Here is a 23271-nt window from a genome sequence, read left to right as displayed (position 1 = left end):
GTAACGCCGCACATACATCTAACCAATGGTAGTTTTAACCACTTTGAACTGCTCACTTTTTAGGAGTTAAAAATTATGGAACTAGATATCTCTCAAGATTCTCTAAAAGTTTATAAAGCGTTAGCCAGCCCCGTCAGAATTAAGATTATTCAAGCATTGTCAACTAAGCGAACCAGCGTTCAGGAGCTATCAAAGCAATTGCATTTAAGCAGTACAATTGTTTTGATGCACCTAAGTAAACTTGCCGAAGCCGGCATTATCGGCTTTGAACGTCATGGGCACCAAAAAGTATCTTACCTTAAAGTCGACAACATTAATGTTCATTTTCCAAGTACCATTTATCCGGCATTTGCCGAATATGATACGGCCGTGCCAGTTGGTCAATTTACCAACTACTCGGTAACGCCATCTTGTGGCTTGGCTGGCAAAAATGATTACATTGGCAAGGTCGATAACCCAACCTACTTTATGAGTCCAGATAGAATTAAGGCTGGCATGATTTGGTGGACCGAGGGGTTTGTCGAATATCAATTTCCTAATTATTTAGAAGAAAAAGATACCTTGGAGATGCTGGATCTTTCAATGGAACTTGGCTCCGAATTTCCCTTTTCTAACAACGTTTGGCCATCCGACATTACTTTTTATATCAATAACGTTGAAATTGGCACGTGGACGAGTCCCGGCGATTTTTCAGATATTCGAGGTAAGTACACGCCAGCTTGGGTGCCTGATAACGTCAATCAGTACGGCCAATTAAAAGTCGTTCGTTTAACCGACCACGGCAGCTATTTAGATGGCCAACCGTTTACCGACGTTTCGATCAATGATATTAATTGGCACGATCCCACAATCACCGTTCGGTTTGCCATTAAGGCAGATGCTAAGCATAAGGGGGGCTGCACGATCTTTGGCGCTGGCTTTGGCAATTATGATCAGGATATCCAAATGAAGTTATTTCATAGTTAATCGATAAATTACGTAAAGAGGGTAGAACTCATGAGTCAAACTGATAAAATGCGAGAATTCATTTTAAGCTATTTGGAGACCCAACCGAATCAAGTTAATCTTGCAACCGTCCGTAAACTAATTGGATATGGCAAGAATAATGATTATGGCGCGCCAAATATCTTAAATGAACTGTTGGTGATGGATCAAAAGCATGAAGCCATTCTCACTGCGACTTTTGACGTTGATTTTGTAGATGGGGTTAAATTATTCAATAACAAGGCTACTCGTTGGCTGACCCCTAAGGGAATCAACTATCTTCAAGAATTGAAACACGGCTCCGCCAGCCAACCGACTATCCAGCTATCTACCAACAATAAAAATCGGGCTGCGCAAAAATACGATGGCTACCTTGCTCAATTGATTTCTGCAAAGACGGCAATGCAAACTGAGGCGGACCAAGTTACCCTTCAAGAATTTTCATTAGACCTTCGCCATTTACTCACTGATAACAAGAAGCTCGAACGTGGCGCCCTCAATAAATTCTCACCATTTGTTCAACGTAATTGGCAAGAACTCTCAACGCCGATGACCCCTATTTTTATGGAACTATCCCGGCGATTCTTGTTTGATAAGAATTACGATGCCTGAATACTGACGATCATTATAAAAACGCCACTTTTATTTGGAGAACAAAATACCCTCGGCAAAAATGATTTTTTGTCGGGGGCATTTTCAGGTTTATGACGATTTATTTGAATTGTTTCAACCACTCTAAGCAAAGTGGGAACCACTTGGCAAAATGCTTATCCGCCCGGTCGCGGTTCACGATTGCCGTATATTGATTGCCTAAGCTAAAGCCGTGGCCACCTGAGCCGAAGACATGCAGTTCAAATGGCACTTCATTTTCAAACAGCGCCGTTGTGTATGGTTGAATGTGATCAACATACGGTGCCAGCCCATCTTCTCTGGCACCAAAAATGAAGGTTGGCGCAGTATCTGTGGTGACGAGCTTTGAAACATCCTCACTTTGAATGCCAATTTTTTCATCCAAAGCTTGATTGATCACTGGGTAACCCAAGATAGCGAAGCGAGCATGGTTGTTAGCTTCACAAGAATAAGCTGCTGCAAGTTGACCACCAGCTGAAAAGCCGATGATGCCAATATTTTGAGGATTGACTTTCAAATCGTTTGCATGTTTAATAATGTAGTCAAACGCCGTCGTAATGCTTTGCTTGGCCACTTGATAGTTTTTCTTTTCATTAATTGGATATTCGAGAACAAATGCTTGGTAACTTTGCGTTAAGAACGTCAGAGCTACGCGTTCGGAGTCCCGTTGCTTGAATGGCTTGTAACTGCCACCAGGCAAAATCACAATTCCAGGTAAATCAACGTCAGTAGCACTATTATAAATGTCTAATTTAGTGCCGTTTGCTTCATCTAGTACAACTTGTTTGAAATCCATACGATCACCTCACTTACTATCATAAGTTGGTCAAGAAGAAATTACCATTATCAATTTAAGTAATTTTCAAATCAAGCCTTGTTAATCCGGCCTTAACCGCATTTATTTGATTAATTTATACTCTTATAGCAATTTTTTATGACTTTCTTTAGCTTTTTGTCGTATAGTAACCAATTGGTAAAGGTTAATTTGCTATCTATAGATTTGAAATTCACATGTATCAATATTTTAAAAGTAAGCTGGCTAAGCGTAAGCGGTTTGTTCATTGTTTTAAAACACTTCTTAAAACAATGACATGCTTATTTTTAGGACACCCCTATGTCTACTTGGTGCTTTCTAAACGCTCCGTTCCGCTCACTTTATTAATCGGGGGAAATAACATGGTTTCAATCAACAAACGCTTAACAATTTTAGTGGGGGCTTTTGTAGTCGCCACCTTAGGCTTTGGTGCTGGCTGCCATTCAACTGCCAACACTTCATCTAATGATGGCGCTGCCAAAGTTAGTATCCGTTTTCAGTTTCCAATCCATTCCCATGCCTATGCACTAAAAAGGGGTGCTGTCCTTTACACGACACCACAATTAACAAAATCCGTCTCCAGCAAGCCCTTTCAAACCACCACTTGGTATCGTAATAAAGTCGCCGACATTACCGTCAATGGTAAAAATGTCATTATTTATCGGCTAACCAGTGCCAACGACCGCCACACTTATTGGGTGCTTCACTCCCAAATCAAAGGGATTTTAAGCAAGTCCTTTAATGTCAAACTTCCACAAGCAGGAAACCGCTTTGCTAACAAACAGCTTGGCGTTTTCGGCGATTCCATTCCATCCGGTTGGGATGGTTATCACTTCTACTTGAATAATTCCTATTTCGATTGGGTTGCTAAATACCTCGGGATGAATAACCGGGTGATGAATTACGCCGTTCCCAGTGCTAAGATTGTGGGTCACCGATTTGCCTATGTGGGTACTAAACGGGTTGCCCAAGATTTGCCAGTTGCGATTAAATATCATGAAGCTCAGATTAAAAAGATGAACATGATTTTCATTCACATGGGTACAAATGATTACACGAATCTTTCTGGCTCGGGTAGTTTGCAGAATGTCACCCGCCATTTGTATCAAGACGTGAAACTCATTAAGAAGATCAACCCAACCGCCCATATTTATGGTGTTTTACCAATTTCTAGATATGATGAACTAGGTGCCAGCAGAGAACACATGTATAACCAGTATGGCTATACTTATGGCCAGCTAAGAACTGCCGAGGCGGCTGTTTATCGTAAATTAGGCGCTACGGTGATCAACTTCCAGCGATTTGCGCCAAACATTATCACCGCCCAAAATAAAGATCTCACTTTGCAAGATGCCGAAATCCACCCGACGGCGCAAACCGCCCAGAAGCTTGGGTATGCGCTGGCGAAGGAATTGAGCAAGTGACGTGATGCCTTCTAACCCGTGGCAAAAGCCTCATTACGTTCAAATACGCCTTACTTTGTGCTGTTAAACTGTCCTTTGGTTTCCCTAAGTTAGTCAACATATTACCTTTCCCCTTGCGTTCACAAAACTTTTCCCACCAAATCCGAGGTAGTCATCAATCATTTTTTAAATCCCCCATCTTGACGAACTCCCACCAATCCCTTAAAATTAAAAGTATTCAAAACGAAGGGAAAGATTGCAATGAATTCACTTGTTATTAGAAGTTGGCAAAGCCGGTAACAAGTCACATTGTCTCAGACAGATGCGACTTGATCTTCAGTATGCGATCATGAACGCATCTGGACTGGCAATCTTTTCACGAAGAAACGGCCTGGACAGAGCATCTCGACAGGCCGACTTAAAAACGCACGCTTCGGTCAAAGCCGGGTGTGCGTTTTTACTTGTGGTCGTTGATTTAATTCATTTATTTGATTATCGAGGGAGTTAGCTATAGATATGAAGAAAAATTATTTAATTTCCGGTGTTATCCTGGTCCTTGTCGCCATTTTAGGCGTCGCCTTTTTCCAAGAAAAACAAGCCCAAAAGCCGCCTGCCAAACCCACCGTTGGCATTTTACAGTTAATGTCTCATCCGGCTTTGGACGCAATTCATCGCGGCATTATTCACGGCCTAGAAGAAGAGGGCTATCGGCCTGGCAAGAACATTCAAATTGATTTTCAAAACGCTCAAAACGATCAAAGCAACCTCAAAACAATGAGTACTAAGTTTGCCAATGAAGATGCCGACCTGTCGATTGGCATTGCGACACCATCAGCTCAAGCATTAGCCAACACTATCAACAAAAAGCCGGTTATCCTAGGCGCAATCACCGATCCCAAGGGCGCTGGCCTGGTTAAAAACAATCAAAAGCCGGGTGGCAACATCACCGGCGTTTCAGATCAAGCACCGCTAAAAGAACAGCTGGGCTTAATTAAACAAATAATGCCCAAGCTCAAGACCCTTGGGATTATTTACACGTCAAGCGATGATTCGGCCGTTGCTCAATACAAGAAATTTGCTAAATTATGTCAACAAGAACGGATTCCACTTAAAGCCTATTCAATCGCTAACACTAACGATTTAACCCAAGTCGCCGAACAAGCCGTTCGTTCAGTTGACGCAATTTATGTCCCAACCGATAACACCATTGCCGGGGCGATGCAAACCTTAGTCGGTGCAGCCAATAAATCTAAGGTTCCCGTTTTCCCAGCCGTTGACACGATGGTCAAAGCAGGTGGCCTCGCAACTTATGGCGTTGATCAGTATCAACTAGGCGTTGCCACTGGCAAAATGAGTGCGCAAATCTTAAAAGGTAAACGCAAGCCAGCGACAACCCCAATTAAATTCTTCCGTCATGGAAAATTGATTATCAACGAAAAGCAAGCTAGCTACCTTGGGATCCGTATTCCAGCGACTCTGTTGAGAGAAGCCCAGCAAAAAGGAGAATTGATTAAATGAGTATTATTGTATCAGCCATCGGCCAAGGCCTCACTTGGGGAATCGTTGGCATCGGCCTATTTTTAACCTTTAGAATCCTCGACTTTCCTGATATGACCGTTGAGGGCACTTTTCCAATGGGGGCGGCGGCCTGTGTTGCCGCGATTTATTCGGGTGCCTCGCCGCTAGTCGCCACTCTAATCGCCTTTTTAGCTGGCATGTTGGCTGGCTTGGTAACCGGCCTGCTATACACTAAAGGCAAAATTCCGGTTTTATTAGCTGGCATCTTAGTGATGACCGCCGCTTACTCAATTAATTTAAGAATTATGGGCCGCGCCAACCTATCCTTATTTGGCAAACCGACAATGCTAAAAAATCATTTTTTGGCGTCACTGCCACCTTATTTTGACAGTGTCGTGCTCGGTATCGTGGTTGTCATCATCGTTACTGCCCTCATTATTTACTTCTTGCAGACCAACTTAGGGCAAGCCTTTATCGCAACCGGCGACAACCCTAACATGGCCCGCTCACTAGGTATTAGTACTGATGGTATGCAAATTATGGGACTTGGCGTTTCCAACGGCTTAATTGGGTTAGGCGGTGCACTGGTTGCTCAAAACAATGGCTTTGCGGACGTCAATATGGGCATTGGTGTTATCGTTGTCGCCTTGGCTTCCATCATCATTGGTGAAGTTGTCTTCGGCGATTTAACGATGAATCAACGACTCATTGCCGTGACCATCGGGAGTATTTTCTACCGATTTGTTATCTTGATTGTCCTTAAATTAGGCTTCAACGCTAATGATTTAAACTTGATTTCGGCCATTGTCCTGGCCATCTTTATGATGCTGCCGGTACTAGAAAATCGCTTCCGAATCCGCCACACCTTAGCAAAGGGGATGACCAAACATGACTGAGCCAATCTTTGAACTAAACGATATCGTTGTCACTGTTAATCACGGCACTCCGGAGCAAATCAACATTATGGATCACGTGAACTTGGCCATCTACCCCGGGGACTTTATTACGATTCTAGGTTCCAATGGTGCCGGTAAATCGACCCTATTCAACGTAATCGGTGGCAACATTCCAGTCACCAGCGGCCAGATCCTATTACACGGAAAAGATATTACCAGCATGTCAGTCGAACGGCGAACTCGATTTCTTAGCCGGGTCTTTCAAGATCCCAAAATGGGAACTGCGCCAAGAATGACGGTAGCCGAAAATCTCCTGCTATCAGAAAAGCGCGGCCAAAATCGTGGCTTGGGTTCTCGCCACCTCAAGACGCACATGGCTAAGTTTAAGCAAATTACGTCGGTTATGAATAACGGTTTGGAAGAGCGATTAAATACGGCGACTGGTAAACTATCCGGCGGCCAGCGACAGGCGCTTAGTTTTTTAATGGCCACTATCAAGCGACCTGAGATTCTGCTTTTGGATGAACATACCGCCGCACTAGATCCGCAAACATCACAGGAATTGATGCAGGCCACCAACGATCAAATCACTCGTAACCACTTAACTTGTCTTATGATCACGCATCATTTAGATGATGCATTAAAGTATGGCAATCGCTTGATTGTGTTAGACAACGGGAAAATCACTTATGATATTGCCGGCGATGAAAAGGACAACCTAACCAAGGAAGAATTACTCAGCTTTTTTAACGATCTTGACGGTTAAGCTATTTCTCGCTTGTGAATTTTAACTTTAACGCCTTAACTGAGAAAAATCATCTCAATTAAGGCGTTTTTCTTTTAGTTTAATAACTTGATCAAGGTGCTGAATGTCAACTGCCACAATACCTTTAACAAATAACTAACTATTTTTTATTGATTAATAAGTGCATTCATTTTAAAAATCATGCCGTTATATTTATACTAAGGGTATGCAAAACGTTTATATCGTTTTCGTATTGTGAAGATTAATATAATTCTTCGCTAATTATTCACGGAAAATTTATAGATGTTTTGTAAAATTTAATCAGAAAAAGAAAAGGAAGTGAACATCATGCAAAATCAGCAAACAACTCCAAAAAAGAAATTTAGGATGCCTTCCGCGTATACAATCCTATTTTTGATTATCATCTTCGTTGCAATTTTAACTTGGATTATTCCAGCTGGTCAGTATTCGACGGATAAGGCGGGCAACATTATTGCCCATACTTATAAGGCCGTTGCCTCCAATCCACAAGGAATTTGGGACGTCTTTTCTGCCCCAATTTATGGCATGATTGGTAACGACACAACTGAAGGCGCCATTTCAATTTCGCTGTTTATCTTAGTTATCGGTGGTTTCTTAGGCGTTGTCAACCAAACCAAAGCGCTAGATGACGGGATCGCCAGCGTTGTTTCGCGTTACAAAGGAAAAGAAAAAGTGCTCATTCCGTTGCTGATGATTCTATTTGCCTTAGGCGGTTCAACTTATGGGATGGCCGAAGAAACCATCGCCTTTTATCCATTGCTTATCCCAGTGATGATTGGTGTCGGCTTTGACTCACTCGTTGCGGTTGCCATTGTCTTAGTGGGATCACAAGTTGGGTGCCTGGCTTCAACCGTTAACCCGTTTGCAACCGGGGTGGCTTCTCAAACACTGAACATCTCACCAGGTGATGGTATTCTTTCACGAGCTGTCCTATTTGTCATTGTTGTCGCAATTAGTATCTGGTTCGTTTATAGTTACGCAGCTAAGATTGAAAAGGACCCAGCTAAATCTTACGTTTTCGAACAACGAGAAGCTGATCTGAAGCGATTTGCATTAAACCACGAAGACAAACCGGGTACCAAAATGTCTGGACGTCAAAAAGCCGTTCTTTGGATGTTTGGCTTAACCTTCCTCATCATGATTATGGGGCTGATTCCATGGGATCAAATCAATTCCAAGTGGACATTTTTCGTTAGCTTTACAAAGTGGGCTCAGAACATCCCATTCTTAGGCAGTCTACTCGGTTCTAATTTGATACCATTTGGTTCTTGGTACTTCACTGAAATTACCACGCTATTCTTCTTGATGGCCGTCATTATTATGTTTGCTTTCAAGATGAAGGAATCAACCTTCGTCGAGTCATTCTTAAACGGTATGAGCGATTTCTTGGGTGTTGCCATTATCGTGGCAGTCGCCCGTGGGATTCAAGTCATCATGAATGATGGTAACATCACCGCAACCGTTCTTCACTGGGGCGAAATGGGCTTGTCAAACTTAGGCTCCGTTGTGTTCATTATTTTGGCTTATATCTTCTACATCCCAATGTCATTCCTGATTCCATCAACGTCAGGTCTGGCCGCAGCCACAATGGGGATTATTGGACCAATGGGCAAGTTCGCTGGCGTTGACCCAAGCCTGGTTGTCACAGCTTATCAAAGTGCATCCGGATGGGTAAACCTTATCACCCCAACCTCTGGCGTTGTAATGGGCGCATTAGCAATTGCCCATGTCAACATTACGACTTGGTGGAAATTCATGTTCAAACTCATGATTTACCTGTTCTTAGCAACAGCCATTTTCTTGGGAGCGTTGGCACTTATGTAAAGCCTGCGTCTCCAAGTGACTAGTTGCCATCTCAAAGTCTCCCTTAGTGCCAACTTTAAACGATGGGTTGCACTAAGGGAGATTGCGTGCTCATGCCCATCAATAATTGTCCTTTGTTATAATGTTAACAAAGCAACTCATTATCTAAAGGGAGGAATTTCAATCATGACCAAAATTGTAACTGAAAAGCAACAGAATGAAGCGGTTGAGGCCCTTAAACGCCTTGTCAGTAAGCCTTCTGTCAACGATGAAGCTACTCAATCAGCTACCACCCCGTTTGGGAAGGGAATTGACGATGCTTTAACTGAAGTTTTGAAAATCGCTGAAGAAAATGGTTTTCAAACTTACAAAGATCCTGAAGGTCATTATGGCTATGCCGAAGTCGGTTCGGGCGATAAAATCTTTGGCATCATCGGCCACGTAGACGTTGTTCCAGCTGGTGACCCTAATGATTGGCAATCCGATCCGTTTACCGCGACTGTCAAGGATGGCTACATTTACGGCCGTGGAACCCAAGACGACAAGGGGCCATCCATGGCAGCGATGTTTGCCGTTAAAGCCTTGATTGATCAAGGTTATCAGTTTAACTGCCGGATCCGCTTCATCTTTGGAACCGACGAGGAAACGCTTTGGCGAGGTATTGCCGTTTACAATAAAAAAGAAGCGCCAATCGATTTTGGGATTGCCCCGGATGCTGAATTTCCCCTAATCTATGCCGAAAAGGGACTTGAGCAAGCTTATTTGGTCGGGCCTGGTAGGACAGATTTATCAATTGATTTGGCAAATGCTTTTAACGCCGTCCCAGCCAAGGCGCCCTACAACGGTCCTAAGCTAGCAGCGGTCAAACAGGCTTTAGATAACCACGGTTTTGCTTATGAAGACCACGGCGAGGATGGCATTACCGTAGTCGGCAAATCCGTTCACGCTATGAACGCGCCAGAGGGAACCAATGCCGTGTTGCGCCTTGCAATGGCATTAGACGATGTGTTTGCAGGTAAGCCGCTCGACTTTATCGGCAAGTTATTCAAAGAAGACGCCACCGGAACCAATGTCTTGGGAGATGTGAGCGACCAACAATCCGGTCACCTGACCTTCAATATTTCCAGCCTGAAGATTGATCAAAATGAAACCCGGATGCAGATTGATATGCGAATTCCAGTCACCGTTGATCGCGATGACTTAATCGAAAAACTCAAACAGGCGGTAGCGCCTTACGACCTTCATTATGAAGCATTTGATTACCTTGCCCCACTCTATGTCCCAACTGACAGTCATTTGGTTAAAACCTTAATGGCCGTTTATCAAGAGCTAACTGGCGATGACACGCAGCCCCAAATTTCTGGTGGCGCAACTTATGCTCGGACGATGAATCAATGCGTGGCTTATGGTGCCATGCTGCCGGGAGTACCTGATTTCATGCACCAGGTTAATGAGAATTGGGAATTAAAGAGCATGTTCAAAGCAATGGATATTTACGCCGAAGCAATTAAACGACTCTGCACAGATTAAAATAATCGTATGAAAGGGGCCTGACAGCTGAATTGTGGCTATCAGGTCCCTTTCATACGATTTAAAGCAACTGTTGATAACTATCACAAGTTACTTTGCATTTGGTGCGTTTTTGGCTGCGGCTTTAAGCGCTGCCTTTTGTCGCATTTCCATTTCAATTTCTTCCAGTGATTTACCTCGAGTTTCTGGAACCATGTAAATGACAAAGAAGATTGACACAATTGCGAAAAATGTAAAGACCGCAAATGGTCCGCCAACGTTGTTATTAAACATGTGCAGTAACTCCAAGAAGAATTGTGAAACAATGAAATTACCAATCCAGTTGGCAGCTGAGCCAATTGAGTTACCGACACCACGAACATTTAGTGGGAAGATTTCGCCGATCATCAACCAGCAAATCGGCCCCCAGGAAACCGCGAAGCCAAAAATATAAAATCCGATCAAAATCATGGTCGGCACGGCTGCTGCCTGAACGTTCAGCGTAAAGTTTAGAACGGATAACACGCCAATTGAAATTGACATCACAATCGACCCAAAAAGTAAAATCGTCTTTCGATTGAATTTGTCCATAATATTATAGGCCAAAATCGTGCAGACAAAGTTAACAATCCCAATACCAACGGAAATCCAAATGGCGTTGCTTTCTGGGAAATTAAAGCCTTTGATAAAGACTTGCGGTAAGAAATAAATGACAGAATTAATCCCAACTAATTGCTGTAACAGCATCAATAAAATTGCGACAATCACTGCTGGCCGAGCGAAGGTAAATAACTCCTTGAGGCCACCTCGCGGCTGATTGGCAACTTCTTGAATACCGGCCAATTCCTTATCAGGATCTTGATCGGTATTCTTTCTCAACTCATGCAGCACATCCCGGGCTTCATCAACGTTGCCTTTTTCAACCAAATAACGAGGTGATTCGGGCAAAATAATTGAACCAATAAATAGCAGTAATGCTGGAATCAAAGCAGATCCAAGCATCCAACGCCAGTCACGCAATCCTAATAGATTATGATGTAAAAATGATAAGTTAGATACGTATGCCAATAAAATGCCGAGGGTAATCATCAACTGAAACATGGTACCCAGAGACCCTCGATGAGGCGCGTCGGCTAATTCAGCCAAGTAAGCGGGCGTTAGCGCGGAAGCCGACCCAACGGCAAAGCCTAAAATGATTCTGGCAATGACCATTGAGATAAACCCAACCGCAAACATCGACAGGCTGGAACCAATTAAAAAGAGAATCGAGGCCAAAACTAACAACCGTTTTCGCCCGAACCTATCCGACAATGAGCCAATTGACAATGCACCAACCGATGACCCAATTAGAACCGATGACACAATAAAACCAGTCTGCTCAGTTCCCAAATTAAAATTACTTTCGATCAGTGGTGAGGCGCCTGAAATAATCCCTGTATCAAAACCAAAAAGAAGGCCACCTAATGCACCAAAGAAGAAAATAAAGAAAGTACTTAAATGTCTTGCTCTCAAAATAATCCCTCCCCTGAAAATGCAATTTGCAAAGGAAATAGTTTATCGTTGGCCCGTTCACTTAATCAAGCCGCCCACCATTTCCTAATTGCTTAGTCTAAACAACCATCAGCTTCTTTTTATTACTTGAGTTATCGTTTTAAGTGTAAAAATATTAGAATAATTATTCAAGGATTTACATTTTTAGTTTTGAACCCATTTAATACGGATTGTTCTGACTGCTGGCCAAGCATATTTAGGTACCGAATCATTTTGCTTGCCTTCAATTAAAAACGGTGTATACTTCTTGTCGTTAGGTACCTAATTATATTTTTTAGAATTTAAAGGAGAATTAAGATGACAAACAATCCTAAAGCAGAAGTTCTTAGAAAAATTTTCCGTTACATCCACGGAACCCAGCGGCTCGCTCAGATGCAAGATCGGCCCTATCACATGCATGGCCAGCATCGTGCCTTGGTTGTTTTGGCAAAAGAAGGCACTTTGACACAGTCACAACTGGCTGAAATCTTGGATATTCGCCCTGCTTCAATGACTGAATTATTGTCTAAATTAGAAGATCGCGGCTTGATCTCCCGTGCTGCTGATGAAGACGATAAGCGAGTGACTAACGTTTCGATTACTGATGACGGCCGAAAAATCATCGAAAACGACGATGACTCAGCCGATAAAATGCTGGATACTTTGTTCGCCGGCTTATCCGACGATGAAATTACTGAGTTAAGTCAACTATTTGATAAGCTCAATGCATCACTCAAAGACAAGCTGCCTGACAGAGAATTTGGCCCTCACGGTTTTGGTGGTCACCACCACGGTTTCCATCACGGCCCATTTGGCGGCCCGCATCGTGGCTTTCATGGCCCCAAAAGTTTCTAATCATTAGTCACCAATTGGCCTGCATACAAATTGTATGCAGCCTTTTTTTGTTGTCTAACAAAATAATGCGTAACTGCCGTATTTAGTCAGTATGAGCCCACGAAACTATCACTAGGACAAAAGCATCAAAATTGCGTCAATTAACGCCGATCAGTTACAGTATCTTCATGACAAGAGCACTTTGCCAGCTTAAATTAAAATTAACAATTTGCGTTTAATGGCCGCCAAACCAGGCCGTAGCTTAACAACTGTACGCCGGCTAAACCGTATGTCTTTACTTTGAACACTCACTTAAGTCTGTTTTAAGGTTGCTCCTGTACAACTAAACATGGGTATTTTATTTTATTAACCCACTCAATCATGCTATAAACAATAATGGAAGGTGATCGTGGAACTATTATGCTAAAGAAGAGAATTGAATGGATCGATATTGCTAAAGCCTATGGAATTATCGCCGTTGTAGTTGGCCATGCCCTGGCTAGCGGTAGTTCAACTAATATTATCTACTGGTGGCATATGCCGTTATTCTTTATCATTGGTGGTTTTTTCTTGAAGCCGATCAACTCAAAAAAGATATCCGAATGGAAAAAGTTCTTCAATAAGCGAATTTATAAAGACTTACGAATTTACTTTATCGCCGGCATTCTTCTTATCTTGGCTTACAGCATTCTTTATAGCAAAGACTGGGATTATGTCGTCAACCACTTGTCTCGCTTGATTGTCGGTGGCCGAACGCTCAACCTTTATACCAGCACCTTTTGGTTCGTTAACGTTTACCTGTTATCGATTACCGCTGTGACCCTATTAGTTTCAGCCGTGAAATCCCGGCTCTTACAACTGGGGATTGTCTCAGGCGGACTCTTCATTGCCACTTGTTACGACAAAATTGAGTGGTCAACGCTTTATCATTATCAAGGCCTCCCGTGGAATGTCGATATTGTCCTGATTGCCGCGTTCTTCACGTATGTGGGCTACCTATTCTTCCACACTAACTGGAAATGGATCGAAAAGCCGCTGCCAATTATTGGCCTCACGCTTTCATCCATTACCATCATTGGCCTGTACTTGAATCACCAGTTCAATTTTGAATTATCAATGAAGTCACATCTTATTCAAGCATCAGGTCCCAAGGTGTTAATGTTGGCAACCATCCCACTGATTTTGTCTTTCACAGTCATGGGTCTTTCATATCTCACCACGCAAATGGCTTCAGGCTTCATTTTATCAATGATTGGCAAACACACCATGATTATTATGTACTTGAACAATGCACTTTTAGACTTGACTGAACGAGCCGGAATTACAAACGTGGTTTCTCAAATTGTCATCACCGTTTTAATTCCCCTCATTCTAGTCACTTTAGAAAAACCAGTCCGAACAGCTTTAAACTCCCGGCAAGGTGTTTATCTTGACGACTACCCAGCTTAAAGTTTGTTCATCCGTTTAACTGCATTTCTCAAAAAGGCTTGACATCCAAATTCGATGTCAAGCCTTTTTGGGAAACGCAATCTCATATATCATTTTAATGTTATTGATTCTTATTTAAATGCTAACGAAATTTCAACTCAAAATACATTGCCCCTTTGAGCGGATTAAACCGGTACGGAGCAATCGGTTGAAACCCGGCTGCCCGATAAATTTTTAAGGCCCCTTGCATTGATTTGAGGGTATCAAGGCGAATGGCCTGATACCCCAACGCCTTAGCACTCGCTAAAATGCGGGCAACTAATTCTTGGCCAATTCCTAATCGACGGTAGGCATCCCTCACGTACAGCCGCTTCATTTCAGCAATTCCTGGTTCAAATTCGTGAACAGTCACAACGCCCGCTAGTTGATGGTCAACGACTGCTAAAATCAGATCTCCTTTAGGTTGATGATAGCGGGTTGCCAAATCGTTCAATTCGTCCGCAAAATCTTGAAAGGTTAACTCAAAGTCAAGTGAATGTGCGTATTCCATGAAGAGCTGTTTAGCAGCTTGAAAATCCGCTTGACTATTGGCATGCTGATAACAAACCTTCGAATTATGATCCACTTGTGCTTGCATCAAATCCCTCCCGTCTAATTTGTTACCAACTATTGTACCCGCTATTTTTTGTCGCGCAAATGTTTTTGGTGCAACAGTCGCTGTTTTTCGGCTTCTTCGGCTCTTTCATCGGCTAATTGTGCTTCGTGTTCCCTTTCACTGGCAGCTTTTTGCGGTAAAACCAGGTTCAGGACAATCCCGATGATCGTTGCAAAAGCCAAGCCGGTAAATTGAAAACTCTTGATTTGCAGATAAGCATTCCCAACCCCAATCACCATAACCGTTGAAGCAATCATCAAATTCCGTTTGAGATTCATATCCACCTTATTTTCAACCATAACCTGGATTCCTGCCGTTGCAATCGTACCAAACAATAGGAAACTAATCCCGCCGATGACCGGCATCGGCATTTGCATAATTAAAACGTTTAATTTATTTACAAAGGCAAATAAAATCGCAAACATGGCCGCGCCCATCAAAACATAAACACTGTGAATCTTGGTAATCGCCATAACGCCGATATTTTCACCATAACTAGTCATCGCTGGTGCACCAACTAAGCCGGCAAACAGCGAAGCGGCTCCATCGCCGGCCAATGTCCGATTCAATCCAGGATCACGGAAAAAGTCTCGGCCGGTCAGTTCGTCTAGAACCATAATATGGCCCATGTGTTCCGTCATCGTAACAAAAGCAATTGGTGTGATCGCAAAAATCGCTGCCCAGTCAATCTTAAAGGGGTAATCAATCCCGGGAATATCAAATGCCGGAATCTTAAACCAGGGTGCCGAAGCAATCGTGTGAAGATCGACAATTCCGCAAAAAACCGAAATAATGTAGCCGCAAACAATGGCGAGTAAAACCGGAATTAAGCCAATGAAACCTTTAAATAACATGTTAAAAATAATGGCTAAAAATAAAGTCGCTAAAGCAATACTAAAGTACAATAAACTATATTTACCATTTTTCATCATTGCATCTTGAGCCGCACTGCCGGCCAACGATAAGCCAATCACCATCACAATTGGCCCGACCACAATTGGCGGCAATATCTTATCTACCCAAGCCGAACCAATCCCCCAAATAATTGCGGCTACAATCATATAGACAATCCCGACACCAATAACGCCCTGGGCGATTCCCGGATAACCCGTTGTTTTCATCAGTGCCAGCATTGGCGTGATAAATGCAAAACTAGAGCCCATATACGCCGGGATTTTCCGTTGGGTAATCATAATATGTAACAACGTACCGACTCCGGAAGCAAACAACGCAATACTAGGACTTAAACCAACCAACAACGGCACAATCACCGTGGACCCAAACATTGAAAACATGTGCTGCAGTGATAAGCCAACCCATGGGAAAAATTTAGGCATATCATGAATATCCAAAATTGCCCGATCGTCATGAAACTCGTTTCTGTCTGCCATATGTGTACTCCTTTTTGAATCCCAATTTGGCAAGAGCGCAACTGACTAATCTTAGAGTCGACTTTAGTGAGCAGTCGAACCAGCTAGTGTTCTGACAACGACAACCATCTAATCTATCTAAACATTTGCTGCACAGCGCAAGAAAGCCCGCCAACAATCGGCGAGCTTTCTTTTCCCGGGTTCTCCCAGTTCAATATCGTCGTCTTGTCAGCCTCTCTGGACCAGATTTAAAGATTCATTTCATTGCTATTAAGTATAATGAATTGAACAAGCATGTCAATCTTATTTCAAAGCGTCAATTCCATATCAATGTGGGGAATGTTATCTTCCAAATAAACGGCTGATACGTCGACAAAACCAAATGAATGGTAAAAATCTTTTAAATATTCTTGACCAGCCAAGACAATCTTGCCTGCCTTGGGAAATCGCTGTTGGGCTTTTTCCATCGTCGTTTGGACTAATTTCCGCCCTAGACCATTCCCGCGGTCGGCTGGATTAACCACCACCCTGCCAATCCGTACCGCATGATTGCTTGGCTCCGGAATAATTCTGGCATAAGCCATGAGGTGACCATCCTCGCCTTTAAACATCACGTGGACTGATATCAAATCGTCATCATCCACCTCCCGATAGTAGCATTTTTGTTCAACGACAAAAACGGCCACCCGCAACTTATAAATCATGAATAATTCCTGCGTCGACAACTCTGAAAACTTTTTCACGTCCACTTGGGTCATTGAAATCCACCTTTTTCAAAAATACAACCTGATTGCTTTCTGTTATAATATATTTAATCAGGTTAATATGCAATCATCCGATTTAAATGGGGTATTAATGTGAACAGGCATGACGATGAACCAAAATATAAAAAATATGACTTTAATTCCGAGCAAAGTCGCCGCAGCCGGCATAAAAAACAGTATAGCGGCTGGTGGTTTGCCCTGCTCATTTTAATTGTCGCAATTGGTCTGGCCGTCTCAATTAATTGGTTGGTTACCCGAAATGACCATAAGTCGAGCTCGTCGACGGCTTCCATTAGCAAAACGATTAACAAGTCTAAGCAAGCAATTGAAGATCATACAAAAAAAGGCAGCCTCACTAAAAAGGTTGAAGACAACCGAGTGACTGCCTTTAATGACAAGCTCAAGCAAGCCAAATCCAATGGGTTTACCTTACAGGAACGCAACAAACTTCAAGCTGCGATTAATTCCGAAAAAAATCAAACCGTTAAATCCCGGCAGCAAAAACTCCTTGATCAGGCAAGCCAACAAACTAAGCCCGCCAAGCCTAAAACCACTGACCCGTTTGCAACGACCCATACCTTTTCATCAATTAACGACGCCAAAAATTGGGCTAATGCAACCAAACAGCAATGGCTCAAAGACGGTTACGTCAATTACACGATTACCTCTAACGGCCAAGGCTATTATATTTTAAAGTTTATTAAGTAAGCTCGTGTTTTTGATTTATTATGCAGTTAAAAGATATTATGATTGAGTTTAGAGAGTTGTAGTAGGTAGAAGGCTTCAAATAAATGCTTAGCTACGGCGGCCGTGAAAGCCCTGGCCTGCTGAGTGTTTTCTGACCGCTTTGCTCCGCTCACTTTTCATTAACGAGGAGGGATCAATATGAAGGTTCAAGTACCATTAACAAAGGGTTTATTAGCAGATAAATACAGTAAATATGCGGCACCCGAGGATAAAAAAGGCGATAAACCACTCATTTCGTTTCCGGTTCAAATTACTGGCGCTCCTACAGGCGCCGAGTCACTTGCCTTAACCCTGCTTGATTGGGATGCAATTCCCGTTAGTGGGTTTATGTGGATTCACTGGACCGCTGCCAACATTTCCCCAACAATTACCGAAATTCCCGAAAACAACAGTCAAAGCTTAAAGGTTGAGATGATCCAAGGCCGCAATAGTACTGCTGGCGGTTTAATCGGCAACAGCGATCCCCAGACTGCCTGGCATTATAACGGCCCTAACCCACCTGACAGAACTCATAATTACCATTTATCAGTATTTGCACTGGATTCCAAGTTACCATTAAAAGATGGTTTTTGGCTAAACGAATTACAAGACGCCATGCGTGGTCATATTCTAGAAACTGCAGAATTTATCGTTCCGTCCAGAGCATAAGCTTAATATGCCGGAAGGGGCAAGTTTTGATTTTTAATTAGTGATATAATGAACACATAATTACCACAAGGGAGGCAGCTTCATGGAATCCAACTATCAAAATATCTTGGTCCCAGTCGATGGGTCAGCCCAATCAGAGGACGCTTTAGCCAAGGGAGCACTCATCGCTCACAATAATAATGCCCACCTAGACGTCCTTCACGTTCTGAGTACTCAACAATACGGCTATAACTATGGTGGTATGGTTGACGGCGACGTCATTAATAACTTGGTTGAAGATACCACAGATTATTTGAACAAACTGGTTGAAAAGATTAAAAAAGAAGCCGAAATTGACGATGTTCAAATTCACATTCGGTTTGGCAACCCCAAAACGGTTATCGCATTCGAATTCCCCAAAGATCACAAATCGGATTTAATTGTGATGGGAGCTACTGGAATGAGTCGCTTACAACGGGTATTGGAAGGATCCGTGTCATCGTTTGTGAACCGCAGTGCTCACTGTGACGTGATGGTCGTTCGAACAAACAAAGAGAACAAGCCATATATGCCATTCCCTAAAGACTAAGCTATCAATAACACAATTGCCACTAGAACTCATCATTGAGTTTTGGTGGCATTTTTGTATTTTGAATCTTGAAAACGTTTATTGTTAGATGCTTGTTGGACTTACTAACCTAGCCGCCCAGATTATGGTAAACTAAAAGCGCGAATGAAAGCGTTATACTATTAGTTGAATGTTGTGAAATGGCGGTTTAGGACAGCTGCGCAAAGCAGAAACCTCCGTGTAAGCACCTCAGCCAAAAATTCCAAGCCCGGGAATTTCCGGCTGAGGAGCCTTACACTCCGGTTTCTAACGCTTTGCTCCGCTCACTTTTCTAGGACAGCTATGCCAGGCAGAAATCTCCGTATAAGCACCTCTAACAAAAATCCCAAGCCCGGGGATTTCTGTTAGAGGAGACTTATACTCCGACGGCCGTGTTTACGCGCCTAGCCTATCTGGCGATTTTTAAGCGCCTGGCTCCGCTCACTTATAACAAGGAGGACACAAAATGAAAGTTTTAGTAATTGGTGGTATTGCCGGGGGACCGTCATTTGCGACGCGTCTTCGTCGGATTAATGAAGATGACGAAATTATTCTGTTTGAACGGGGAGCAGCTATTTCAGTTGCCAGCTGTGCAATGCCCTATTATCTTGGCGGCGTTATTGACGATCGGTCTAAACTAATTGAAAGGACCCCGGAAGTACTTAAACAACGAAACAACATTGATGTTCGCTTATTCAATGAAGTTACCGATATTAATCCTGACCAAAAGGTGGTCACCGTTAAAAACCTCCAAACCAATAACATCTATCAAGAAACCTATGATAAGCTTGTGATTGCGACTGGTGCCAGCCCCGCCATCCCACAAATCAAGGGGATTAAAAGTGCTTCTAACGCGTTTGTTTTGCGGGCAATCACAGACGCTGACAAAATTAAAGCTTATTTAGACGACAAGCACCCCAAAACCGTTACTATTCTAGGCGCCGGAGCTATCGGAATCGAAGTTGCCGAAGCTTTTGCCAGACGACAAATGGACGTTACTATTATCGATCAAGCCCCTCAAGTTGCTTCTCCATACGATCCAGAAATTGCCAAAATTATCGCCAAAGAACTAGAAAATCAGCGAATTCACCTAATTTTAAACAACGGGATCAAAGAAGTTCGCAATAATGGGCACACTTTGGTTCTTGCAGACGGTAGCCTCCACCAAACCGCGATGCTCTTTTTGGGTACCGGGGTCAATCCTAATAGCGAGCTTGCTGAAAGGGCCGGGATTGCCTTATCAGCTGATCACCACATTATTGTTAACGATCAGCTACAAACCAGCCTTGCCGATATTTATGCAATTGGAGACGTTATTGAAACAACCAGTTTAATAACTGGCAGGCCAATTCCAAGTGTGTTGTCAAGCCCTGCTAACCGGCAAGGCCATTTATTGGCAGACATCATGACCGGTGCTCCAGTAAGATACAAAGGATTTATTGGTGCAGGGGTTGCCAAGTTCTTTGACCTCACTGCTAGCTACGTTGGCTATACAGAGAGCATGCTCCGACAGGCTAGCATTACTAATTATCAAACAGTGTTCATCACGCCATATGACAAAGCTTACTTCTTTCCAAACGCTGACCGGGTTAATTTTAAATTAATTTATGAAGAAAAAACTGGAAAGATCCTCGGCGGTCAAGCAGTTGGTCGTTCTGGTATCGATAAACGCATTGCGGAACTTTCGGTCGCCATTACCGGTAATTTATCTGCCTTTGACTTACCATCCCTGGAAATTCCTTATTCACCGCCCTATTCATCTACTCGAGACGTTTTAAACATTGCCGGTTACGTTGCCATTCGAGAACTCACCAATACCACTAAAACCATTAAGGCTGCCGATATTTCTGCCGCCGATCGACAAACCGCCTTTTTCCTAGACGTTCGAGAACCCAATAGTCCAACAGCGGGTTCTATCGCCCCGACTGCTAATATTCCGTTATCGCAATTGCGGGAGCGAATCAATGAAGTTCCTAAGGATCGAAAAATTTACATCACTTTTAGAAAAGGCATCGCCCCTTACAATGCTTCAAGAATTTTAGCGGGCAAGGGTTACGATGTGACAATCATTGATGAATCATAACGCCATTAACCATCCCCTAGCCGCCAACCGTGAATTAGTCAGCTAGTTTGTCCACAACTAAATACCGATTGTGACATGTCGCTGATTCCTTTACCTCTAGTGCACTTGAGGTGTTATTCTATAAGTGTGCCTTAATTGAAGTCGTAAAGGAGATTATTATATATGTATCAAGCCTTAGAAACAAGATATGACAAAATGCTTTACAAACGTGTGGGTCGAAGCGGTTTGAAGCTTTCGGCAATCGGTCTTGGACTCTGGCATAACTTTGGCAGCGTTGATTCGTTTGAAACGCAAAAAGCTATTATTCACCAAGCCTTCGACCTCGGTATTACTTATTATGATCTTGCCAATAATTATGGGCCAATTCCGGGAAGCGCCGAAGAAAACTTTGGTCAAATTATGGCTGGTGATATGAAGCCTTACCGGGATGAAATGATTATCGCAAGCAAAGCCGGCTACACGATGTGGCCTGGCCCTTACGGTGATTGGGGTTCTCGAAAGTATATTATTGCTAGTGCCGACCAAAGCCTTAAGCGAACTGGCTTAGATTACTTTGATATTTTTTATTCCCATCGGCCAGACCCAAATACGCCAATTGAAGAAACTGCCCTTGCCCTTGACGAATTGGTTCACGAAGGAAAAGCTCTCTACATTGGCATTTCAAATTATAATGGCGAACAAACCAAGGCGATTACGCAGGTGTTTAACGATTTGAAGACACCATTTGTCATTCATCAACCGCGATATAATATGTTTGATCGAACAGCTGAAAAGGATTTATTCCCAGTGCTTCGGGCAGAACACAAAGCGGCTGTTAGTTATAGCTCACTCGCTCAGGGATTGTTGAGTGACCGTTATTTGAACGGCATCCCAGCAGACTCTCGTGCTCATAAATCAACCAGCCCGTTTTTACATGAAGATCAGGTTGAGCAAACCCTAGCCACCGTCAAAAAATTGAACCAAGTTGCCCAATCCAGGCACCAATCTTTGGCCGAAATGGCCTTAGCGTGGAACCTAAGAGATCCGGAGGTAGCTTGTGTCCTAGTCGGGGCCAGCCGACCAGCACAAGTTGTTGACAACGTAAAGGCGTTAGCCAACTTAACATTTACCAAAGAAGAATTAGCTCGAATTGATGAGATCTTGAAATAATCACACAAAGCGCAGCAAAAATGACCGTCGTGAGGTCGTTTTGCCGCGCTTTTTTTATTTCCTTGGCTTTAATCCGTTTAAAACAAATTCAACAGTCTCGTGGCTTGCTTTATTAACATCTAAGTCGCCGCCATTGAGAACTTTAGGCAAGATATACGTTAAAACCGTCCCAAGCATGTACTGAACAATTCGTGGCAGCGGCCAGTCAATCAATTGTCCTTCTCGTTGATAGTTTCTCAAAAAATCTACAATCGGGCTATCTAGAATTTTGACGGCTTCTGCCCCCAAATCATTTAACAAGCTGGGGTCTCGGGTAGCCTCTTGTAAAAATATCCTTAACTGAAGCCGATTGGCTAATGCAAATTTCATTCGATTTTGCACGGCAACTAATAAAAAATCCTCAATCGTCGGCGTCGCCGTTTTTGACATGTCCTCTAAAAACTCAGCAATCGCTTTAGGAATAACCTGATGAATGAAGGGATCCAAGATGGCGGATAAAATCCCCTCTTTAGTTTTAAATTGCTTATAAACCGTTCCCTCGGAAACATTCGCGCGATCAGCGATATCCCGAGTGTTCGTCCGATCAAACCCTTTTTCTGAAAATAGCTCTAGGCTCGCCCGCAAAACAGCTTGTTGCTTTACGGATAAATCGGATTGTCCCAAGCTTTCTGAAAATAGTGTCTGAAAATCTTTATTTGCCATTAAGTTACCTCCAAAATAAGTGAGCGGAGCAAAGCGGTTAGAAAGCGGAGCCTAAGTTAACTTGTCCAAAAATCCCGGGCCTGGATTTTTGGACAAGTTGACTTAGGTGCAGCTTTCTGCTTTGCGCAGCTGTCCTAATAACAGTGAGCGAAGCAAAGCGCTTAGGGATCGGAGTGTAAGGCTCCTCTGGAGGAAATTCCCGGGTTTGGAATTTTTTCCAGAGGTGCTTACGCGCAGATCCCTGCTTTGCGCAGCTGTCCTAATAACAGTGAGCAAAGCAAAGCGCTTAGAAACTGGAGCCTAAGCCATCTCGGGCAGAAATCCCAGGCTTGGATTTTTGGCCAAGCTGACTTAGGTGCAACTTTCTGCTTTGCGCAGCTGTCCTACACCAACCGGCCCATCCCATAAAATCAGTAAACCAATCGCCATCA

The 23271-nt window shown here is 43.1% G+C and carries 22 protein-coding genes; 16 read left to right on the top strand and 6 right to left on the bottom strand.

What is annotated here, in order from left to right; all coding sequences use genetic code 11:
- Positions 1–75: 75 nt before the first annotated feature.
- Positions 76–966, top strand: a complete 891-nt coding sequence (locus YK48G_RS09600) for an ArsR/SmtB family transcription factor (RefSeq protein ID WP_203630504.1) — start codon at positions 76–78, stop codon at positions 964–966.
- A gap of 30 nt (positions 967–996) precedes the next feature.
- Positions 997–1596, top strand: a complete 600-nt coding sequence (locus tag YK48G_RS09595) for a hypothetical protein (RefSeq protein ID WP_203630503.1) — start codon at positions 997–999, stop codon at positions 1594–1596.
- A 100-nt stretch (positions 1597–1696) separates the two neighbouring features.
- On the opposite strand, the gene YK48G_RS09590 is transcribed toward YK48G_RS09595, so the two are convergent.
- On the bottom strand, positions 1697–2410 hold the full coding sequence (locus tag YK48G_RS09590) for an alpha/beta hydrolase (RefSeq protein ID WP_203630502.1): 714 nt from the start codon (positions 2408–2410) through the stop codon (positions 1697–1699).
- 380 nt (positions 2411–2790) lie between these two features.
- Here YK48G_RS09590 and YK48G_RS09585 point away from each other — a divergent pair, with 380 nt between their 5' ends.
- The 7 genes from YK48G_RS09585 (at position 2791) to YK48G_RS09555 (ending at position 10365) form a co-directional block, all read left to right on the top strand.
- Positions 2791–3852, top strand: coding sequence for an SGNH/GDSL hydrolase family protein (locus YK48G_RS09585; protein ID WP_203630501.1), 1062 nt, complete (start codon positions 2791–2793; stop codon positions 3850–3852).
- 250 nt (positions 3853–4102) lie between these two features.
- The gene (locus YK48G_RS09580) at positions 4103–4339 is read left to right on the top strand and encodes a hypothetical protein (RefSeq protein WP_203630500.1); all 237 of its coding nucleotides are present in this window, start codon (positions 4103–4105) and stop codon (positions 4337–4339) included.
- An 8-nt stretch (positions 4340–4347) separates the two neighbouring features.
- Positions 4348–5349 (top strand): tryptophan ABC transporter substrate-binding protein, encoded by a 1002-nt coding sequence (trpX, locus tag YK48G_RS09575; protein WP_203630499.1) that lies wholly within the window; start codon positions 4348–4350, stop codon positions 5347–5349.
- Positions 5346–6245, top strand: coding sequence for an ABC transporter permease (locus YK48G_RS09570; protein WP_203630498.1), 900 nt, complete (start codon positions 5346–5348; stop codon positions 6243–6245). Before trpX ends, YK48G_RS09570 begins: the two co-directional genes overlap by 4 nt.
- Positions 6238–7011, top strand: coding sequence for an ABC transporter ATP-binding protein (locus YK48G_RS09565; RefSeq protein WP_203630497.1), 774 nt, complete (start codon positions 6238–6240; stop codon positions 7009–7011). Before YK48G_RS09570 ends, YK48G_RS09565 begins: the two co-directional genes overlap by 8 nt.
- Before the next feature lie 327 nt (positions 7012–7338).
- Positions 7339–8856, top strand: a complete 1518-nt coding sequence (locus YK48G_RS09560; RefSeq protein ID WP_203630496.1) for a YfcC family protein — start codon at positions 7339–7341, stop codon at positions 8854–8856.
- A 165-nt stretch (positions 8857–9021) separates the two neighbouring features.
- Positions 9022–10365, top strand: coding sequence for a M20 family metallopeptidase (locus YK48G_RS09555; RefSeq protein WP_203630495.1), 1344 nt, complete (start codon positions 9022–9024; stop codon positions 10363–10365).
- 90 nt (positions 10366–10455) lie between these two features.
- On the opposite strand, the gene YK48G_RS09550 is transcribed toward YK48G_RS09555, so the two are convergent.
- Entirely contained in the window at positions 10456–11856 is a 1401-nt protein-coding gene (locus tag YK48G_RS09550) for a sugar porter family MFS transporter (RefSeq protein ID WP_203630494.1), read from the bottom strand.
- Positions 11857–12192: 336 nt separating this feature from the next.
- On the opposite strand from YK48G_RS09550, the gene YK48G_RS09545 reads away from it, so the two are divergent.
- Both YK48G_RS09545 and YK48G_RS09540 read left to right on the top strand, forming a co-directional pair.
- The gene (locus YK48G_RS09545) at positions 12193–12729 is read left to right on the top strand and encodes a MarR family winged helix-turn-helix transcriptional regulator (protein WP_203630493.1); all 537 of its coding nucleotides are present in this window, start codon (positions 12193–12195) and stop codon (positions 12727–12729) included.
- Positions 12730–13128: 399 nt separating this feature from the next.
- On the top strand, positions 13129–14157 hold the full coding sequence (locus YK48G_RS09540) for an acyltransferase family protein (protein WP_203630492.1): 1029 nt from the start codon (positions 13129–13131) through the stop codon (positions 14155–14157).
- Between the two features lie 121 nt (positions 14158–14278).
- On the opposite strand, the gene YK48G_RS09535 is transcribed toward YK48G_RS09540, so the two are convergent.
- The 3 genes from YK48G_RS09535 to YK48G_RS09525 form a co-directional block, all read right to left on the bottom strand.
- Positions 14279–14773: a GNAT family N-acetyltransferase gene (locus tag YK48G_RS09535; protein ID WP_203630491.1), complete on the bottom strand. Its 495-nt coding sequence runs from the start codon at positions 14771–14773 to the stop codon at positions 14279–14281.
- 41 nt (positions 14774–14814) lie between these two features.
- Positions 14815–16182, bottom strand: coding sequence for a uracil-xanthine permease family protein (locus YK48G_RS09530; protein WP_203630490.1), 1368 nt, complete (start codon positions 16180–16182; stop codon positions 14815–14817).
- Between the two features lie 287 nt (positions 16183–16469).
- Positions 16470–16919 carry a GNAT family N-acetyltransferase gene (locus YK48G_RS09525; RefSeq protein WP_203630489.1) on the bottom strand — a complete coding sequence of 150 codons (450 nt, stop codon included), beginning with the start codon at positions 16917–16919 and terminating at the stop codon, positions 16470–16472.
- A gap of 99 nt (positions 16920–17018) precedes the next feature.
- Here YK48G_RS09525 and YK48G_RS09520 point away from each other — a divergent pair, with 99 nt between their 5' ends.
- The 5 genes from YK48G_RS09520 (at position 17019) to YK48G_RS09500 (ending at position 22138) form a co-directional block, all read left to right on the top strand.
- Positions 17019–17633, top strand: a complete 615-nt coding sequence (locus YK48G_RS09520) for a hypothetical protein (RefSeq protein ID WP_203630488.1) — start codon at positions 17019–17021, stop codon at positions 17631–17633.
- Positions 17634–17810: 177 nt separating this feature from the next.
- Positions 17811–18320, top strand: coding sequence for a YbhB/YbcL family Raf kinase inhibitor-like protein (locus YK48G_RS09515; RefSeq protein ID WP_203630487.1), 510 nt, complete (start codon positions 17811–17813; stop codon positions 18318–18320).
- An 82-nt stretch (positions 18321–18402) separates the two neighbouring features.
- Positions 18403–18888 carry a universal stress protein gene (locus YK48G_RS09510; RefSeq protein WP_203630486.1) on the top strand — a complete coding sequence of 162 codons (486 nt, stop codon included), beginning with the start codon at positions 18403–18405 and terminating at the stop codon, positions 18886–18888.
- Between the two features lie 484 nt (positions 18889–19372).
- Complete coding sequence (locus tag YK48G_RS09505; RefSeq protein ID WP_203630485.1) at positions 19373–20989, top strand: FAD-dependent oxidoreductase; 1617 nt, start codon at positions 19373–19375, stop codon at positions 20987–20989.
- A 162-nt stretch (positions 20990–21151) separates the two neighbouring features.
- Positions 21152–22138: an aldo/keto reductase gene (locus tag YK48G_RS09500; protein ID WP_203630484.1), complete on the top strand. Its 987-nt coding sequence runs from the start codon at positions 21152–21154 to the stop codon at positions 22136–22138.
- A gap of 54 nt (positions 22139–22192) precedes the next feature.
- Here YK48G_RS09500 and YK48G_RS09495 read toward each other — a convergent pair whose 3' ends face one another.
- Positions 22193–22840 (bottom strand): TetR/AcrR family transcriptional regulator, encoded by a 648-nt coding sequence (locus tag YK48G_RS09495; RefSeq protein ID WP_203630483.1) that lies wholly within the window; start codon positions 22838–22840, stop codon positions 22193–22195.
- Positions 22841–23271 lie beyond the last annotated feature (431 nt).

It is taken from the genome of Lentilactobacillus fungorum (genome assembly GCF_016860605.1).
Lineage (GTDB): Bacteria > Bacillota > Bacilli > Lactobacillales > Lactobacillaceae > Lentilactobacillus > Lentilactobacillus fungorum.
The sequence above is the reverse complement of the archived record's forward strand: the minus strand, read 5'-3'. Positions and strand labels throughout refer to the sequence as shown.

Coding starts and splice junctions, on each gene's coding strand:
- YK48G_RS09600 (WP_203630504.1), top strand. CDS start 76: ATGGAACTAGATATCTCTCAAGATTCTCTAAAAGTTTATAAAGCGTTA.
- YK48G_RS09595 (WP_203630503.1), top strand. CDS start 997: ATGAGTCAAACTGATAAAATGCGAGAATTCATTTTAAGCTATTTGGAG.
- YK48G_RS09590 (WP_203630502.1), bottom strand. CDS start 2,410: ATGGATTTCAAACAAGTTGTACTAGATGAAGCAAACGGCACTAAATTA.
- YK48G_RS09585 (WP_203630501.1), top strand. CDS start 2,791: ATGGTTTCAATCAACAAACGCTTAACAATTTTAGTGGGGGCTTTTGTA.
- trpX (WP_203630499.1), top strand. CDS start 4,348: ATGAAGAAAAATTATTTAATTTCCGGTGTTATCCTGGTCCTTGTCGCC.
- YK48G_RS09570 (WP_203630498.1), top strand. CDS start 5,346: ATGAGTATTATTGTATCAGCCATCGGCCAAGGCCTCACTTGGGGAATC.
- YK48G_RS09565 (WP_203630497.1), top strand. CDS start 6,238: ATGACTGAGCCAATCTTTGAACTAAACGATATCGTTGTCACTGTTAAT.
- YK48G_RS09560 (WP_203630496.1), top strand. CDS start 7,339: ATGCAAAATCAGCAAACAACTCCAAAAAAGAAATTTAGGATGCCTTCC.
- YK48G_RS09555 (WP_203630495.1), top strand. CDS start 9,022: ATGACCAAAATTGTAACTGAAAAGCAACAGAATGAAGCGGTTGAGGCC.
- YK48G_RS09545 (WP_203630493.1), top strand. CDS start 12,193: ATGACAAACAATCCTAAAGCAGAAGTTCTTAGAAAAATTTTCCGTTAC.
- YK48G_RS09540 (WP_203630492.1), top strand. CDS start 13,129: ATGCTAAAGAAGAGAATTGAATGGATCGATATTGCTAAAGCCTATGGA.
- YK48G_RS09535 (WP_203630491.1), bottom strand. CDS start 14,773: ATGCAAGCACAAGTGGATCATAATTCGAAGGTTTGTTATCAGCATGCC.
- YK48G_RS09530 (WP_203630490.1), bottom strand. CDS start 16,182: ATGGCAGACAGAAACGAGTTTCATGACGATCGGGCAATTTTGGATATT.
- YK48G_RS09525 (WP_203630489.1), bottom strand. CDS start 16,919: ATGACCCAAGTGGACGTGAAAAAGTTTTCAGAGTTGTCGACGCAGGAA.
- YK48G_RS09515 (WP_203630487.1), top strand. CDS start 17,811: ATGAAGGTTCAAGTACCATTAACAAAGGGTTTATTAGCAGATAAATAC.
- YK48G_RS09510 (WP_203630486.1), top strand. CDS start 18,403: ATGGAATCCAACTATCAAAATATCTTGGTCCCAGTCGATGGGTCAGCC.
- YK48G_RS09505 (WP_203630485.1), top strand. CDS start 19,373: ATGAAAGTTTTAGTAATTGGTGGTATTGCCGGGGGACCGTCATTTGCG.
- YK48G_RS09500 (WP_203630484.1), top strand. CDS start 21,152: ATGTATCAAGCCTTAGAAACAAGATATGACAAAATGCTTTACAAACGT.
- YK48G_RS09495 (WP_203630483.1), bottom strand. CDS start 22,840: ATGGCAAATAAAGATTTTCAGACACTATTTTCAGAAAGCTTGGGACAA.